Genomic DNA, 16,206 nt, shown 5'->3' with positions numbered 1-16,206 from the left:
GATGAGCCGCCCCGCGCGCCAGGCGCGCGCAAGGACGGCGCCCGCGGCCCGAGGCGGATGCCTCCGGGGCCGCGGGCGCGGCTGCGACGGGCCTTAGAGCAGGCCCTTTTCCTTGAAGTACTTCGCGGCGCCCGGATGCAGGGGCGCGGACAGGCCGTTCTTCACCATGTCGGCGGCCTTCAGGTTGGCGAAGGCGGGATGCAACTTCTTGAAATCGTCGAAGTTGTCGAAGACGGCCTTGACCACGATGTAGACCGTGGCCTCGGGCACGTCGGCCGAGGTGACGAAGGTGGCGGTGACGCCGTAGGTCTGGGTCGCTTGCGGATTGCCCGGATACAGCCCGGCCGGAATCGTGGCGTGGGCGTAGTAGGGGTACTTTTCAACCAGCTTGTCCACGGCCGGGCCGATCAACGGCACGAGCTTCGCGCCGCAGCTCGTCGTGGGATCCTGGATGTTGGCGGACGGGTGGCCCACGCCATAGAAGAAGCCGTCGATCTTGCCGTCGCACAGCGCCGAGCCATGCTCGTCCGGGCGCAGCTCCGACGCGAGCGAGAAATCCTTCATCGTCCAGCCCATCGTGGCCAGCAGCTCTTCCATCGACGCGCGCGTGCCCGATCCCGGATTGCCCACGTTGAACCGCTTGCCCTTGAAATCTTCGAATCCCTTGATGTTGGACTCTTTGCGCGCCACGACGGTGAATGGCTCGGGATGGATCGAAAAGACCGAGCGCAGCTTGGTGAAGGGGCCTGCCTGCTTGAACTGGCCTTCGCCGTTGTAGGCATTGAAGCCGACGTCGGATTGCACGACCCCCAGGTCAAGCTCGCCGGCCTTGATGGTGTTGGCATTGAAGACCGAACCACCGGTCGATTCGACCGAGCAGCGGATGCCGTGGTTGGCGCGGTCCTTGTTGACCAGGCGGCAGATGGCGCCGCCCGCCGCATAGTAGACGCCGGTGACGCCGCCCGTTCCGATGCTGACGAACTTCTGCTGGGCGGCGGCCGGAGCCGGCGCCGTGGACAGCAATGCCGTCGCCAGGCCCGCCGCGGCGAGCGTCCAGGCATTGCGATGGCCCAAGGGGTGTTTGAAAGACCTGGTCATGCAAACTCCTTTTGGGGGTTTTCCCCGTGTGATTGCCGGTCTGTGCCGGCGGTGTTGGCAGCCCGCGAGCCGCGGATTGCCCTGTGCTGAATCATCACGTGCCCGCTGTCGGCGGGCGGCGCGCGCGGAACCCGCCGTCGCGCGCGCAGGCGGCGCCTAGGCGCCGGACTGGGCTATCGCCGCGTCGATCGCGCCGGCGAGCCTTTCCGTCAGTTGGTCCAGTTCATCGTCGGAAATGATGAAGGGGGGCGCGAGCAGCACGTGGTCGCCCTGGCGGCCGTCGATGGTGCCGCCCATCGGATACACCATCAGGCCGCGGGCCATGGCTTCGCGCTTGACGCGCGCGTGCAGCGCCAACGCCGGGTCGAAGGTCTGCTTGGTGGCGCGGTCCCGCACGAGTTCCACCCCCATGAACAGGCCGCGTCCGCGGATATCGCCCACGTGGGGATGGTTGCCCAGCGCGGCCTCCAGCCGTTGCCGCAGGCCGGCGCCCTGGATGCGCACCCGTTCGAGCAGGTTGTCGCGACGGATCACGTCCTGGACCGCCAGCGAGGCCGCGCAGGCTGTCGCATGGCCCAGGTAGGTATGGCCATGCTGGAAGAAGCCGCTGCCCTGCTGCATGGCGTCGACGATGCGACCCTGCGCCATGACCGCGCCGATCGGCTGGTAGCCGCCGCCCAGGCCCTTGGCGATGGTGATGAGGTCTGGCGTCACGTCCTCCTGTTCGACGGCGTACAGCGTGCCGGTGCGGCCCATGCCGCACATCACCTCGTCGGCGATGAGCAGCACGCCGTGGCGGTCGCAGACCTCGCGGATGCGTCGAAAGTAGCCGGGCACCGGCGTCACGGCGCCGGCGGTCGCGCCGACCACCGGCTCGGCCACGAACGCCATCACGCTGTCGGGCCCCAGCCGCTGGATCGTTTCCTCCAGCTCCTGCGCCAGCCGTTCGCCGTATTGTTCGGTGCTTTCGTTGTCGCGCTGGTCGCGGTAGGCGTAGCAGGGCGACACGTGCGCCACGTCGATCAGCAGCGGCGCGAACTGCGCGCGGCGCCACGCATTGCCGCCGACCGCCAGGGCGCCGAGCGTGTTGCCGTGATAGCTCTGCCGGCGCGCGATGATGTGCCGGCGCTGCGGCTGGCCGATTTCCACGAAATACTGGCGCGCCATCTTCAAGGCCGCTTCCACGGCTTCGGATCCGCCGGAGACGAAGTAGGCGTGCGAGGTGCCCGCTGGCGCATCCGCCACCAGGCGGTCGGCCAGCCGTTCGGCGACGTCGGTCGTGAAAAAGCCGGTATGGGCGTAGGCCAGCGCATCGATCTGGGCATGCATGGCGGCCTGAACGTCCGGGTGATTGTGACCCAGGCAGGACACCGCGGCGCCGCCCGAGCCGTCGAGATAGGCGCGGCCAGCGCTGTCATGGATCCAGACGCCCTGTCCGCGCACGGCGACGGGAGGCGTTTGGCGTAGGGAACGATGCAGGACGTGTGTCTGGCTCATGCTGCGGTTTTCCATGGATCAAGGGTTGAGAACGGCTGCGGCCCCGGGGCTCAGCCGGGCCGGCGCGCAGGCGCGCCGCTCCAGTAGACGTTGTCCGCGCGCAGGCGCGCCTCCACCTCGGTCAGTCGGTTCAGGACCGCATCGCCGCCACGCGCGGTCAGCCGGGCGATCAGGTGTTCAGCCAGTCCCAGCAGGCCCGCGGTGGTGTGGAAAAACGAGCCCGGGCCCTGGCGCGCCGGGCGCGCCTGCACGCCGTCGCGGTCGGGCGGCGCAAAGCGCAGCGTGTGGCGCGCGTCCACGGCCAGCGGCGAGAGCGGGTCGTCGGTCAACGCCACGAGGGCGACGCCGCGCTGCGCCGCCTGGCGCGCGAGCTGGACCGTCGCGGTGGGGTAGGGCGCCTGCGAGATGACGATCAGCGCATCTTCCGGACCCAGGTTGTCGGTCTGCTCCGCGGGCGCGCCGCCCAGTCCGTCGATGAGGACGCTGTTGCGCCGCACAAGCTGGTAGGCGTAGCGCATCTGGAACGCGATGCCGAAGGCCGAGCGCGTTCCCAGGAATCCGACCTGGCGGGCTTCGAGCAGTGTCTGCACCGCCGCGTCGAACGCGGCGGGCGGGTTCAGCGTGCACACCGAGGACATGGCCTGGACCTGGTAGTCGGTCAGGACATCGGGGCCGGGTTCGGCCGGGTCGCCCGCCGCGGCCTGCAACGCGGCGGCGCGATCGCGCAGGCCGGGCTGTCCGTGCCCCACCAGCGCCTGTTGAAAGGGTTGGCGGAAGGCTTCGTAGCTGGCGTAGCCGACCGCGCGCGCCAGTCGCAGCATCGTGGCCGGCGCCACCCCCAGCGCCTGCGCCTGGCGCCGCATCGACCACAGGCCCACCTCCGCGGGATGCGCCACCACCCAATGCGCCGCCCGCTGCAGCTCGGGGGGCAATTGCTCCAGCTTTTCCTGAAGTGTGGCGAGCAGGGATGACGGCAGGGACATGAGGGCGAGGGGGGGGTGTTAAAAAACATATGATAAATAAAACCAATGAAACAAAACATATGTTTTTTATAGGGGCTTCCCCCTGTGCTGGGCTGCGTCCAGCCCCCGGTCGCGACAGCCCGGCACCCCATAAGTGCGGCCATACTGCAGCGATCCTCGGCAAATCCGCGTTCATTTATTTACATCGCGCGGCGCCTTTTTGTTTGACTCGAATTAATCGGGCGCATATGATTCGTGTAGAAATGATTTTGTCCGAACCACCCGCAACCATGACTGACGCCGCGAAAACCGAAACCTCACAGCAGTACGACCTGCGCATTTTGCGAGCCCTGCGCCGCATCACGCGTTCGATCGCCCTGCATTCGCGCCAGTTGTCCGCGGTCAGCCACATCACCGCGCCGCAATTGATGTGCCTGCGCACGGTGATCGCCAACGGGCCCATGACGGCCACGGCGATCAGCCGCGAGATGCACGTCAGTCCCAGCACCGTGGTCGGCATCCTGGATCGCCTTGAAGACAAGGCCTTGATCCGCCGCGAGCGCGGTCGTGAAGACCGCCGCATCGTGTTCGTCACCGCCACCGAGGCGGGACGTGAATTGGCGCATGGCGCGCCGTCGCCGCTGCAAAAGCACCTGGCCGACGCGCTCAATGCCTTGCCGGAATTGGAACAGGCCACCATCACCCTGTCCCTGGAGCGCATCGTGGCGCTCATGGAACAGGATGGTCAGGCCGCAGTCGACACGCATGGCGACGTGTCGTCGCCCATCCTTGAAGTGCCCACGGGCGGGGCACCACCAGAATCGGGAATCGTCGCATGAAGAAAAACGAACTGGATACCCCCACACTCTCAAGTGCCGTGGCGCCGGCGGTCAGCGCGCAGACCCACACCATGCGTCTGCCCGACCGCAAAGACGGCGCCGCCATCCACCGCCTCATTTCCGAGTGCCCGCCACTCGACCTGAATTCCCTCTACGCGTACCTGCTCCTGTGCGAGCACTTTCGCGACACCTGCGTCCTGGCTGAAAGCGCCGGGGGACGCATCAATGGTTTTATTTCCGCTTATGTGGACCCGTCCCGTCCAGACGTCCTGTTCGTCTGGCAGGTTGCGGTGCACGCCCGCGCTCGCGGCCATCGCCTTGGCCGCGCCATGCTCCGGGAGCTCTTGCAGCGCAAGAACCTGGCGCATGTCCGCTATCTTGAAACCACGGTGGGGCCTGACAACCAGGCTTCGCGCCGCACCTTTGCCGGCCTGGCCGCCGAGGTGGGCGCCCACGTCTCCGAGCAGCCGTTCTTCGACCGGCAACTCTTCGGCGGCGCGGATCACGACGACGAGATGCTGTTGAGGATAGGTCCGTTCACTTTGCCGTCCCCCTAGGGACGCCGCTAGCCGGTCGGGCTTATCGATTTACCGGGATGGTTCACACCGTCCGGATGCGCCTGCCGCACCCGGAGGGGAGCTGGCCGTCTGTCAATTTATGAGATGAAAAGGGAGGATTAATCATGGACTTGAAGATCTTTGACCGTATGGAGTCTGAAGTGCGGGGCTACATCCGGTCGTTTCCCGTGATATTCAATCAGGCCCGGGGCTCGACGCTCATCGATGAGGATGGCGCCGAATACATCGACTTCTTCAGCGGCGCAGGCACGCTGAACTACGGCCACAACAATCCTGTTCTCAAGGAAAAGCTGCTGGAGTACGTGCAGGCGGACGGCGTCGTCCATGGCCTGGACATGGCCACCAGCGCGAAGAAGCGTTTCCTTGAGACGGTGGATCGCGTGCTGCTCAAGCCGCGCAACTGGCAGTACACGCTGCAATTCACCGGCCCGACTGGCACCAACGCCGTCGAAGCCGCGCTGAAGATCGCGCGCCAGGTCAAGGGCCGTCCCAATGTGATCTCGTTCACGCACGGTTTTCACGGCGTCACCGGCGGCTCGCTGGCCGCCACGGCCAACATGAAGTTTCGCGACGCCGCCGGCTACGCGCTGGGCAACACGACGTTCATGCCCTACGACGGATACTTCGGTCCGGACGTGGACACCATGTCGTACCTGGAACGCATGCTGGAAGATCCGAGCAGCGGCCTGGACAAGCCGGCCGCCGTCATCGTGGAAACGGTGCAGGGCGAAGGCGGCGTCAACGTGGCCACGCTGCGCTGGTTGAAAGAGCTGGAAAAGCTGTGCAAGCGGCACGACATGCTGCTGATCGTGGACGACATCCAGGTCGGCTGCGGCCGCACCGGCACGTTCTTCAGCTTCGAGGCCGCCGGCATCCGTCCCGACATCATCACGCTGTCGAAGTCGCTCTCCGGCTTCGGCCTGCCGATGTCCCTGGTGCTGATGAAGCCCGAGCTGGACATCTGGAAGCCGGGCGCCCACAGCGGCACGTTCCGCGGCAACAACCTTGCCTTCGTCACCGCGACCCAGGCGCTGGAAACCTACTGGACCAACACCGCGTTCACCGCCGACATCCAGCGCAAGGAGCGCCTGGTGGGCGACTGGCTCGAGAACCTGGTGCACAGCTATCCCAACGCCGGCCTGTCGGCGCGCGGCCGCGGCCTGATCCAGGGCCTGGTGTCCAACACCACCCCGGCGCTGTCCAACCGCATTGCCCAATGCGCGTTCAAGAAGGGCGTCGTGATCGAAACCTCGGGCGCGCATGACGAAGTGCTCAAGCTGCTGCCCGCGCTGACGATCGAGGAAGACCTGCTGGCCAAGGGCCTGGATCTGATCGAGGCCAGCGTGGCCGAAGCGCTGGCCGATGAGGGGCAGTCCGCCCGCATCCTGAAATTTGGAGGAAAACGTCAATGATCGTACGCAATGTCAAAGATGTGATCGGCACCGCCGACGAAGTCCGCACCGACACCTGGGTCAGCCGCCGCGTGCTGCTCAAGAAGGATGGCATGGGCTTTTCTTTCCATGAGACCACCATTTTTCCGGGCGGCCGCACGCACATCCACTACAAGAACCACCTTGAAGCGGTGTGGTGCATCGAGGGCGACGGTTCGATCGAGACCATTGCCGACGGCAAAAAGTATGAACTGGGCCCCGGCGTGGTCTACGCGCTGAACGAACACGACGAGCACTGGCTGTGCGGCGGCAAGGAGCCGCTGCGCGTCATCTGCGTCTTCAATCCGCCGCTGACCGGCCAGGAAGTGCACGACGAGCATGGTGTCTACGCGCTACCCGATGCCGTCGCGGCCTGAAAATAGGAGGTTCGCATGATCTCACCCGCGAAGGATCCGTACGCCTCCCGTACGGATCGTGGTTCCGCCATCATTTCCCGCCAGGATCCCGTCGTCTATGAAGACGGCAAGTACGCCAGCGCGCTGTCCGACGAGCAGGTCGGCCAGTATGACCGCGACGGCTTCCTGCTCCTGGAAAACCTGTTCTCGGAAGCCGAAGTGCGCGCCCTGTCGGCCGAGGTCGAGCGCATGACGCGCGATCCGTCGATCGTGCGCCGCGAAGAGGCCATCACCGAGCCGGGCAGCAACGCCGTGCGTTCCATCTTCATGGTGCACGTGCTCAACCCCATGCTGGCCCGCCTGGTGCGCGATCCGCGCCTGGTCAACGTGGCGCGCCAGATCCTCGGTTCCGAGGTCTACATCCACCAGTCGCGCGCCAACATGAAGCCGGGCTTCAAGGGCAAGGAGTTCTACTGGCATTCGGACTTCGAGACCTGGCACGTCGAGGACGGCATGCCTTCGATGCGCGCGCTCAGCTGCTCGGTGCTGCTGACCGACAACAACGAGTGCAATGGCCCCCTGATGCTGGTGCCGGGCTCGCACCGCCAGTTTATCTCGTGCGTCGGCGAGACGCCGAACGAGCACTACAAGCAATCGCTGAAGAAGCAGGAATACGGCGTGCCGGATCCTGTCAGCCTGCAACTGCTGGTGGAGCAGGGCGGCATCCGCACGATGACCGCCAAGGCCGGCTCCGTGGTGTTTTTCGACTGCAACACGATGCACGGTTCGAACAGCAATATTTCGCCGTGGCCGCGCGCCAATGTCTTCATGGTCTACAACAGCATGGAGAACACCCTGAACCCGCCCAAGTACGGGCTGACCCCGCGTCCCGAGCACATCGCGACGCGCAAGGGGTTCAAGGCGGTCACGCCGCTGGATGCGTTGAAGCTGGTTGGCGGTTGAGCATCCGCCGTCCACACCTGGCCCGGGCCCGTCCCGGGCCTTTTTTTGTCTCTTGCCGGCGGCCCGGCGCGCCGCATTTCTTGTATTCTCTGCGGCATTCGCAACCCGTTGAGCCATCGCCGCCATGTCTGCCCGTATCCTCAGCCTGCACATCTATCCCGTCAAATCCTGCGCGGGCATCGACCTGACCGAATCTCCCATCGACCGCGCAGGCCTGGCGCATGACCGGCGCTGGATGGTTGTGGATGACGGCGGCCAGTTCATGACGCAGCGGCAATGGCCGGCCATGGCGCTGATCCGCACGGCGCTCTTGCCGGACGCGCTGCGCCTGTCGGCCCCGGGCATGGCGGACCTGGAGGTCGCCCTGGACGGATCGGGACTGGAAGGCGAGGCGCAAACGGTGGGCGTCTGGAGCGACACCATTTCCGCCCGGCGCGAAGGCGCGGCCGCAGAACGTTGGCTGTCCGAATTCCTCAAGACGCCGTGCCGCCTGCTCAAGGTGGATGCCGCCGCGCGCCGCAACGCCAAGCCCGACTGGGTATCGCGCTGGGCCGACGCGCATCCCGATCTGGCCGATGCCTTCGTGGGGGAACACCACTTCGGCTTTGCCGACGGCTTTCCGCTCCTGATCGCCAACCAGGCCTCGCTGGACGACCTGAATGCCCGCCTGCAGGCCAAAGGGGCGGCCCCGGTGCCGATGGACCGGTTCCGTCCCAACATCGTGGTCCAGGGCGAATGGGAGGCCTTCGAGGAAGACCACACGGCCATGATCACGGCGGAGGGCGTACGGATGGCGTTCGTCAAGCCCTGCACCCGTTGCTCGATTCCCGACATCGACCAGCGCACGGCCCAGCAATATGAAGAGCCGGGCCGCACGCTGGCGGGCTACCGCAATCTGGACATCGGCGTCGTGTTCGGCCAGAACGCCATCGTGGATGCGCCGGCCGGCGCGCGGCTGAAAGTGGGCGACGCGGTCGACATCGAACTGGATTTCTGACGCGCCGGGGGGCGCGGCGTCACGGCGAGGACAGCTTCAGGCCAACCAGGCCCAGCACGATGAAGGCGACGCTGGCAATGCGCAGCCAGCTTGCCGACTCGCCGAAGAGCACGATGCCCGCCACGAAAGCGCCGATCGTGCCGATGCCCACCCACACCGCATAGGCGGTGCCCAGCGGCAGGCTTTTCATGGCCAGGGCCAGCAGCCAGAAGCTGATGAGCATGCCGGCCACGGTCACGACGGACGGCCACAGCCGGGTAAATCCGTTGGTGTATTTCAGGCCGACCGCCCAGACGATTTCAAAGAGGCCAGCCAATACCAGGATGATCCAGGTCATGCACGACTCCCAAGATTGCGATGCCGGCGAGATGCCGACATAAATGGGGTCGTCCCCGGAAAAGGCGCCGGCCGTTTGACCGGGCGCAGCAACGGGCCGTCCCGTTGCGGCAAAAATTATAGAATACCCGCTTTCGACGGCAGATCCGGATGCCGGGCATCAACCTAGCAACACTTCGCGTTCCGGGCCGCGAAACCAGGATATTTTTATGCAACGCATCATGCTGCGGGCAAAGCTGCACCGCGTCACGGTCACGGAAGCCGACCTTCACTACGAAGGATCTTGCGGCATCGACGAAGACCTCCTCGACGCTGCCGGCATGCGCGAGTTCGAACGCATCGAGCTCTACAACGTGACGAATGGCGAACGCTTCGACACTTACATCATCAAGGCTGCGCGCGGCAGCGGCGCCATCTCGCTGAACGGCGCGGCGGCGCGCCGGGCCCAGGTGGGCGATCTGCTGATCATCTGCACGTACGGCCCCATGTCCGAAGAAGATTCGGCCACGCACAAGCCCCAGGTGGTGCTGGTCGACGACGCCAACCGCGTCAAGGAAATCCGCAAGTTCCCGGCGTGACGCCGGGCCGGGCGAAGCGCCATGCCGGCTCGGCCGGATAGCGCTTCGTCGCCTCTGAACCGTTTCATCATGAGCTTCCAGGTCATCATCCAACCCAGCAAGCATCAATTCCCGGTCGAGCCCGGCCAGACCGTGCTCGACGCCGCGCTGGCGGCGGGCATCGTCCTGCCCTATAGCTGTCGCAATGGCGCATGCTCCACCTGCAAGGGCAAAGTGGTGTCCGGGGAGTTCGACGCCGGCCAGTACCCCGCGCAGATCCTGTCGCCGGAAGAACTGGCCGACGGCTTCACCCTGTTCTGCCAGGCCCGGCCCCAGTCCGACCTGGTGGTCGAGTCCACCGAGGTCCGGCTGGCGAGCGACATCCAGATCCGCAAGCTGCCGTCGCGCGTCCAAACCATGGAGCGCGTCGCGCCGGACGTCACGGTGCTCAAGCTGCAACTGCCGGCCTCCGAGCAGTTCCGCTACTACGCGGGGCAGTACGTCGAAATCATCCTGAAGGACGGCCGGCGCCGCAGCTACTCGATGGCGGGCGCCCCGCACACCGGCAGCCCGCTTGAACTGCACATTCGCCACATGCCCGGGGGCCTGTTCACCGACCACGTGTTCGGCGCCGGCGACACGCAGATGAAGGAACGCGAGATCCTGCGCCTGGAAGGGCCGTTCGGATCGTTCTTCCTGCGCGAAGACAGCGACAAGCCCATCGTCCTGTTGGCCAGCGGCACGGGCTTCGCGCCGGTCAAGGCCATCGTGGAACACATGATCCACAAGAACATCAGCCGCCCCGTCGCGCTGTACTGGGGCGGGCGCCGTCCGCAAGACCTCTACATGGACGCGCTGGCGCAGTCCTGGGCGGCCCAGCTTCCAGACTTCCGTTACGTGCCCGTAGTGTCCAACGCGCTGCAGGAAGACAACTGGACCGGCCGCACCGGCTTCGTCCACGAAGCCGTCATGCGGGACATCGCCGACCTGTCCGGCCACCAGGTCTATGCCTGCGGCACGCCCTTGATGGTCGATGCGGCGCGCCGCGAGTTCAGCGCGCAGAACGGCCTGCCGCCGGAAGAGTTCTACGCGGACGCCTTCACGTCCGAGGCCGATCTGGCGAAGGCCGGGTCGTAAGTCGTATGTTTTTTTATTACTTAGGCGGCTGCAAAACGGCAAGGTAAACTGCTTTGGCAGCGGCTTGCCGGGCTGCGCGGACATCGGGTCCGCCCCCAGAACCGGCATGCAAGGAGCGATGCGGGCATGAAAGTAGCGGTATTGGGTAGCGGCATTATCGGCATCTCCAGCGCCTGGTGGCTAAGCCAGGCCGGTCATGACGTCGTGGTCATAGACCGCTGCACCGGTCCCGCGCAGGAAACCAGCCTTGCCAATGGCGCGCAGATTTCCGTGTCCTATGCCGAGCCCTGGGCCAATCCCCAGGCGCCGCTCAAGCTGCTCAAGTGGATGTTCCGCGACGACGCGCCGCTGCTGTTCCGTCCGCAACTGGACTGGCGGCAATGGATGTGGGGCCTGGCATTCCTGCGCGAATGCATGCCCGGCCGCCTTGCCCCCAACATCCGCGCCATGGTGCGCATGGCGGAGTACAGCCGCGCTACCTTGCGCGGCATGCGCGCCGAGCTCGGCATCCAGTACGACCACCTTGAGCGCGGCATCCTGAATTTCTATCGCGATCCCCACGAATTCGAAAACTCGCAGCGCGCCGCCGGCCTGATGCGCGACTTCGGCGTCGAGCGCCGCGTCGTGACCGCCGACGAAGTCGTGGCCATCGAGCCCGCGCTGGCGCCGCATCGCGCCACGATCGTCGGAGGCGATTACACGCCCGAGGACGAAAGCGGGGACGTGCACCTATTTACCGTCGCGCTGGCCCAGCACTGCGAGCGTGCCGGGGTCGAGTTCCGCTACAACACGCGCGCGACCCGGCTGCTCACGCAGGGCGGGGCCGTCACGGGCGTGGAACTCATTCAGCCCGACGGCCGCTACACCAGCCTGTCGGCCGACGCCTACGTCGTGGCCATGGGCAGCTTCAGCCCGGCGATGCTGCGTCCGCTGGGCATTCCGTGCAACGTGTATCCGGCCAAGGGTTATTCGGCCACGTTCCCGGTCCTGAATCCGGATGCGACCCCGACCGTCAGCCTCACCGACAGCAGCCATAAGGTCGTTTTCTCGCGCCTGGGCGACCGGCTGCGCATGGCGGGCACGGCGGAACTGTCCGGCTATTCCCGCAGTCTCAATTCTGGTCGTTGCGAAGCCATGACTCGCCTCGCCAGATCGCTCTTTCCCGACGCGCTCGATTTCGAGCGCGTCAGCTATTGGGCGGGCTTGCGCCCGTCCACTCCCTCGAACGTGCCCATCATCGGCCGCAGCCGCATTCCGAATTTGTATATCAATACAGGACACGGTACGCTTGGCTGGACGATGGGTGTTGGCTCGGGCCGGGCATTGGCCGATCTGCTCAGTGGACGGCGGCCAGAACCGGAATTCCCTTTTCTTGGTCTGTGAACCTATGAAGAAACTGCAATTGGCGGGCGTTGCCCGCGCGATGTTCGCCAGCCGGCGAGCATGGGTGTTCGGCGCCGCGATGGCGATGGCAGGCGTGGCAAACGCCGCACCCGTCGAAATCCAGGTCTGGCACACCCTGACCGACGCAAACAAGGCCGAGTTCGAAAAGCTCGCCAAGCAATACAACAAGGAACAGGACGACGTCCGGGTGACGCTGCGCGGCTTCGCGACGCCGGGCGCCCTGGAACAAGAGGCCGTGTCCGCGGTGAAGGCCAAGAAGGGCCCGAACCTGCTGCAACTGTCGGACAACCACTCGCCGGAAGTCGTGGCGCAGCACAAGGCGGTCCTCCCGCTGTATGAACTGCTGGCCAAATACCCGATCAAGGACCTGAACTGGTTCATCCCGGCCACCAGCAGCTTCACGCGCGACAGCAAGGGCCGCATCCTGGCCTTCCCCTGGATGGCCGAAGTCCCGGTGATGTTCTACAACACCGCGGCCTACAAGAAGGCCGGCCTCGATCCCAACAAGCCGGCCCGCACCTGGACCGCCTTGCAGGCCGATCTCCTGAAGCTGCGCGACGTGGCCGACATCGATTGCCCCTACGCGTCCAGCGACCAGGTCTCGGTCCACCTCGAAAATCTGGCGCCCATCAACAACCAGCAGTTCACCAGCAACAACAACGGCCTGGACGCGGCTTCCAAGAAGTCCGTCGCGCCCGCCATGCAGTTCGATACGCTGTACATGCGCCACATCTCGATGATGGTGAGCTGGAAGCGGTCGCTGCTGTTCATGGCGCACTCGGGCGACAACGCCAGCGACAAGCTGTTCGCCAAGGGCGAATGCGCGGTGCTGACGTCCAACTCGGGTGCGTTCGGCCAGTTCCTGGCCACCAAGTCGCTGTCCTTCGGCGTGGCTCCTTTGCCCTACTACGAGCAGGCCACCAAGGAAGGCGGCAAGCCCTTCGTGAGCGGTTCGGCCCTGTGGGCGCTGCAAGGCCATCCCCAGGCGCAGGAAAAAGCCACGGCGCAGTTCCTGGCGTGGCTGTCCAAGCCGGTCGTCGCCGCTGAATGGCATCAGCGCACGGGCTACCTGCCGCTGACGGAAGCCGCGTTCCGCGCGTCCGACGTGTCGTTCTACAGCCGCATTCCGGGCGCGCAGACGCTGATCGCCTCGATGAGCGCCAAGCCCGTGGCCAACAGCCGCGGCTTCCGCATGGCCAACTACGAGCGCATCGAGCCCGTGCTGAACAAGGAGCTCACCGATGCCTTCGAAGGCAAGGTGCCGCCCGTCGCCGCGCTGAACAACGCCGCCTCGCAGGCGCGCAGCATCGCCGCGCAGCGCTGAACGCCGCACGCGGCGCCGCTTTCGCGCGCGCCACGTGGCGCAGAGAAATCGCCCGGTCTTCGGACCGGGTTTTTTTTCGCCTGCCGATTCGTCGATGCGTCGATCCGTCGATGCGTCGATGCGTCGTCGGCCGGGTGGATGAATCCATCCATGCGTACATGCCAGTCTGGCGGCGCCTCGGGCGCTCGGCCAACATGCCGCTCATGCGTGTCGCTTCCGATGCGCCTTTTGCTCGCGGTGAGGCATGGTACGAATCTTCTTCCTGGCGGCCGGGCTGTCCTGTCTCGGCGCATGCTCGTGGTCGGGCCCCGGCCCGGGCGCACCCTCCTGGCAGGCGGCCCGTCCGTCGGCGCAAGGCTTCCGCTTTGATTGGCAGCTATCCGGCGATCCCGCCGTCGCGCCCCTGCAGGTCTTTGACGATGGGCGAGAGACCTGGCTGCAGTTCCTGCCCGGTCAGCCGCTGCCGGCCATCTTTGGCGTCGGCGCCGACGGTGAACACGCCTTGCCGTACGTGCGGCGCGACCCCTACGTCGTGGTCGCTGGCGCGTGGAAAGGGCTGGCGTTTCGCGGCGGGCGGCTGACCGCCAGGGCGCTGCGCGCGACGTCGCTGGCGGCCGTTTCGGCGCAGGGCCCGCAGACCGGCGCCGCATTGCCGGCGCCTGCCGCAGCCGACCCGACGCACCCGCGGACGGATCTGGCGGCGGTTGCCGCGCTTGCGGCAGAGTCGCCGGCCGCCACGGACAAGGACGCCGCAGTCAAGGACGCCGCCGTCAAGGACGCCGCCGTCAACGAAGCCGCAGTCAAAGAGGCCGCATCCAGGCACGCGCCCGATGCCGCGCAGGCATCCCTGTTCCGCGCGGCGCCGCCCGACGCCACGTTGCGGGCGGTGCTCGCGCGCTGGGCCGATGCGGCAGGCTGGACGTTCCAGCCTCAGCACTGGGCCGCGGACGTCGACATTCCACTGGCCGCCACCGCTGAATTCTCCGGCGACTTCAAGACTGCGGTGCGCGGACTGCTCGGCGCCACGGAACTGGCCGATCGGCCCCTGCAGCCCTGTTTCTACGGCAATCGCGTGCTGCGCGTCGTGCCGTTGGCACAGTCCTGCTCGCGCGCGGCAACGCCGCAAGGAGCCGCGGCATGAGCCCCAGACTGCTAGCGTTCGCCACGTTGTCCGGCATGCTGGCCGGCTGCTCGGTCACCGGGCAGGTCTCGGACATGCATCGCATCGCCAAAGGCCGGCATGCCGACGTCGCCGCACGCCATCAGGCGTATGCCGACAGCCTGTCCGATCGCCAGGCGCGCCTTGCTGCGCAGGAAGTATCGACGCCCTGGCTCGCGGGCAAGCCGCAACCGCTGGCCCGCGAGGTCGTGCTGCCTCCGGCGCTGCGCGAAAACGTGCAGACCACGCTGATGCTGGCCGACGACGCCGACCTGTCCACGCTCGCCCAGCGCCTGACCGCCGCCACGGGCATCGCGGTGCGGGTGCGTCCCGACGCGTTGCTGCCGCAGGATCAGTTCCTGCCGCGGCTTGCCATAGCGGGTCTATCGCCCTGGCCGCGCCGGCGCGCATCGAGGTGCGCGCCGATCCCCAGCCGCTCGCTGATCTGCTCGACGCGCTGGCCGCGCGCTTTTCGGTGTACTGGCGATACGAACACAATGCGCTCGAGTTCTACCGGACCGAAACGCGCGTCTTCGACCTGCGGGCCCTGACGCTGGCCAGCAAGGTCGACGTGCGCCTGGGCCGGTCGGGCAGCGCGGAAGGCGAGGGCTTCGAAAGCACCTCCAACACTACGCTGTCGGCGGGCGAGCACAACGCGCTGGCCATCCTGCGCGCGAACATCCTGCCGTTCCTCACCCGGTCCGGCGTGATCGCCGAGTCCGTCGAAGGCGCGGCCGCGCTGGTCGTCACCGATACGCCGGACGCGCTGGACCGCGTCGCGCGCTACCTCGAACGCGAAAACAAGGCGCTGACCCGGCGCGTTCGCCTCGTCTTCGAAGAAATCACGCTCATCGCCAATAGCGAAGCCTCGGCCGGCATTGACTGGAACGCCCTGTATGCGGCCGCGGGCGCCACGGCGCGGCTCGCCGTGCCCGGCACGCCCGCCACCGGCGCCGGGCTGTTGCAGGCGGCGGCCGGCACGGGGCCGTTCCAGGGCTCGCAGGCCATCGTGTCGGCGCTCAGCGCCATGGGGGCGGTCGTGCGGCACAGCAAGATTCCGGTCCTCACCCTGAACCGCCGTCCGGTCACCCATGCGGTCAGGACCACGTTTTCCTACATCGATCGGGTGCAGAGCACCGCCGTCCCGGGCATGACGTCCACGGGCGCGAACGGTTCGCTGCCCGCCGTATCCATCAGCCAGAAAGAGGAAACCGTCGGCTCGTTCCTGACGCTGGTGCCGGACATCCAGGAAGACGGACAGATCCTCTTGTCCATCGCCTATGACAACGCGGTCGCGCAACCCCTGAAGACCATCACCTTCGGAGAAAACGCCAACCAGGTCCAGGTGCAGCAGATCACCATCGACGGCAGCGGCACCGTGCAGCAGATCGAACTGCGCCCGGGGCAGCCCATGATCGTCGCGGGCTTTGATCGCAAGCAGGACCAGCACGATCGTCAACGGCTCGCGCCCGGCATGCCGCTGCTCGCCGGCGGCATGGACAGCGCCGCCTCCGAGCGCCTGACGACCCTGGTCCTCGTAACGGCCCAGGTCGAGGAAGGATACTGAAC

The 16,206-nt window shown here is 66.4% G+C and carries 15 protein-coding genes and 1 pseudogene; 12 read left to right on the top strand and 4 right to left on the bottom strand.

The window, feature by feature from the left end; all coding sequences use genetic code 11:
* Positions 1-93 precede the first annotated feature (93 nt).
* The 3 genes from BMW75_RS24625 to BMW75_RS24615 form a co-directional block, all read right to left on the bottom strand.
* Positions 94-1,098, bottom strand: coding sequence for a TAXI family TRAP transporter solute-binding subunit (locus BMW75_RS24625; RefSeq protein WP_092582256.1), 1,005 nt, complete (start codon positions 1,096-1,098; stop codon positions 94-96).
* 156 nt (positions 1,099-1,254) lie between these two features.
* Positions 1,255-2,595, bottom strand: coding sequence for an aspartate aminotransferase family protein (locus tag BMW75_RS24620; RefSeq protein ID WP_092582255.1), 1,341 nt, complete (start codon positions 2,593-2,595; stop codon positions 1,255-1,257).
* Between the two features lie 50 nt (positions 2,596-2,645).
* Positions 2,646-3,578 carry a MurR/RpiR family transcriptional regulator gene (locus BMW75_RS24615; RefSeq protein WP_092582254.1) on the bottom strand — a complete coding sequence of 311 codons (933 nt, stop codon included), beginning with the start codon at positions 3,576-3,578 and terminating at the stop codon, positions 2,646-2,648.
* Positions 3,579-3,847: 269 nt separating this feature from the next.
* Between BMW75_RS24615 and BMW75_RS24610 the strand changes: the two genes are divergently transcribed.
* The 6 genes from BMW75_RS24610 to BMW75_RS24585 all read left to right on the top strand — a co-directional run bounded on the left by BMW75_RS24610 (position 3,848) and on the right by BMW75_RS24585 (position 8,720).
* Positions 3,848-4,396, top strand: coding sequence for a MarR family winged helix-turn-helix transcriptional regulator (locus BMW75_RS24610; protein ID WP_092582253.1), 549 nt, complete (start codon positions 3,848-3,850; stop codon positions 4,394-4,396).
* A complete protein-coding gene (gene ectA, locus BMW75_RS24605; protein WP_076519885.1) occupies positions 4,393-4,953 on the top strand; it encodes a diaminobutyrate acetyltransferase in 561 nt (186 codons plus the stop codon). The genes BMW75_RS24610 and ectA overlap by 4 nt, the downstream gene beginning before the upstream one ends.
* Before the next feature lie 125 nt (positions 4,954-5,078).
* On the top strand, positions 5,079-6,386 hold the full coding sequence (gene ectB, locus BMW75_RS24600) for a diaminobutyrate--2-oxoglutarate transaminase (RefSeq protein ID WP_076519886.1): 1,308 nt from the start codon (positions 5,079-5,081) through the stop codon (positions 6,384-6,386).
* A complete protein-coding gene (locus BMW75_RS24595; protein ID WP_076519887.1) occupies positions 6,383-6,781 on the top strand; it encodes an ectoine synthase in 399 nt (132 codons plus the stop codon). Before ectB ends, BMW75_RS24595 begins: the two co-directional genes overlap by 4 nt.
* Before the next feature lie 15 nt (positions 6,782-6,796).
* A complete protein-coding gene (thpD, locus tag BMW75_RS24590) occupies positions 6,797-7,723 on the top strand; it encodes an ectoine hydroxylase (RefSeq protein WP_092582252.1) in 927 nt (308 codons plus the stop codon).
* Positions 7,724-7,847: 124 nt separating this feature from the next.
* Complete coding sequence (locus tag BMW75_RS24585) at positions 7,848-8,720, top strand: MOSC domain-containing protein (protein WP_092582251.1); 873 nt, start codon at positions 7,848-7,850, stop codon at positions 8,718-8,720.
* A gap of 19 nt (positions 8,721-8,739) precedes the next feature.
* On the opposite strand, the gene sugE is transcribed toward BMW75_RS24585, so the two are convergent.
* Entirely contained in the window at positions 8,740-9,057 is a 318-nt protein-coding gene (sugE, locus tag BMW75_RS24580; RefSeq protein WP_076519890.1) for a quaternary ammonium compound efflux SMR transporter SugE, read from the bottom strand.
* A 208-nt stretch (positions 9,058-9,265) separates the two neighbouring features.
* Between sugE and panD the strand changes: the two genes are divergently transcribed.
* The 6 genes and pseudogenes from panD to BMW75_RS24550 all read left to right on the top strand — a co-directional run bounded on the left by panD (position 9,266) and on the right by BMW75_RS24550 (position 16,204).
* Entirely contained in the window at positions 9,266-9,634 is a 369-nt protein-coding gene (gene panD, locus BMW75_RS24575) for an aspartate 1-decarboxylase (RefSeq protein ID WP_050446262.1), read from the top strand.
* Positions 9,635-9,703: 69 nt separating this feature from the next.
* Positions 9,704-10,750 (top strand): CDP-6-deoxy-delta-3,4-glucoseen reductase, encoded by a 1,047-nt coding sequence (locus tag BMW75_RS24570; protein ID WP_092582250.1) that lies wholly within the window; start codon positions 9,704-9,706, stop codon positions 10,748-10,750.
* Positions 10,751-10,876: 126 nt separating this feature from the next.
* A complete protein-coding gene (locus BMW75_RS24565) occupies positions 10,877-12,133 on the top strand; it encodes a D-amino acid dehydrogenase (RefSeq protein ID WP_092582249.1) in 1,257 nt (418 codons plus the stop codon).
* A gap of 4 nt (positions 12,134-12,137) precedes the next feature.
* A complete protein-coding gene (locus BMW75_RS24560) occupies positions 12,138-13,478 on the top strand; it encodes an extracellular solute-binding protein (RefSeq protein ID WP_092582248.1) in 1,341 nt (446 codons plus the stop codon).
* A gap of 244 nt (positions 13,479-13,722) precedes the next feature.
* A complete protein-coding gene (locus BMW75_RS24555) occupies positions 13,723-14,619 on the top strand; it encodes a TrbG/VirB9 family P-type conjugative transfer protein (protein WP_092582247.1) in 897 nt (298 codons plus the stop codon).
* A pseudogene (locus BMW75_RS24550) lies at positions 14,616-16,204 on the top strand (hypothetical protein). Before BMW75_RS24555 ends, BMW75_RS24550 begins: the two are co-directional and overlap by 4 nt.
* The last annotated feature ends 2 nt before the right edge of the window (positions 16,205-16,206 follow it).

Origin of the sequence: Achromobacter sp. NFACC18-2, assembly GCF_900108985.1 — a bacterium.
In the GTDB taxonomy this organism is placed as follows: domain Bacteria; phylum Pseudomonadota; class Gammaproteobacteria; order Burkholderiales; family Burkholderiaceae_B; genus Achromobacter.
This window is presented reverse-complemented; position numbering and strand designations above follow the sequence as displayed.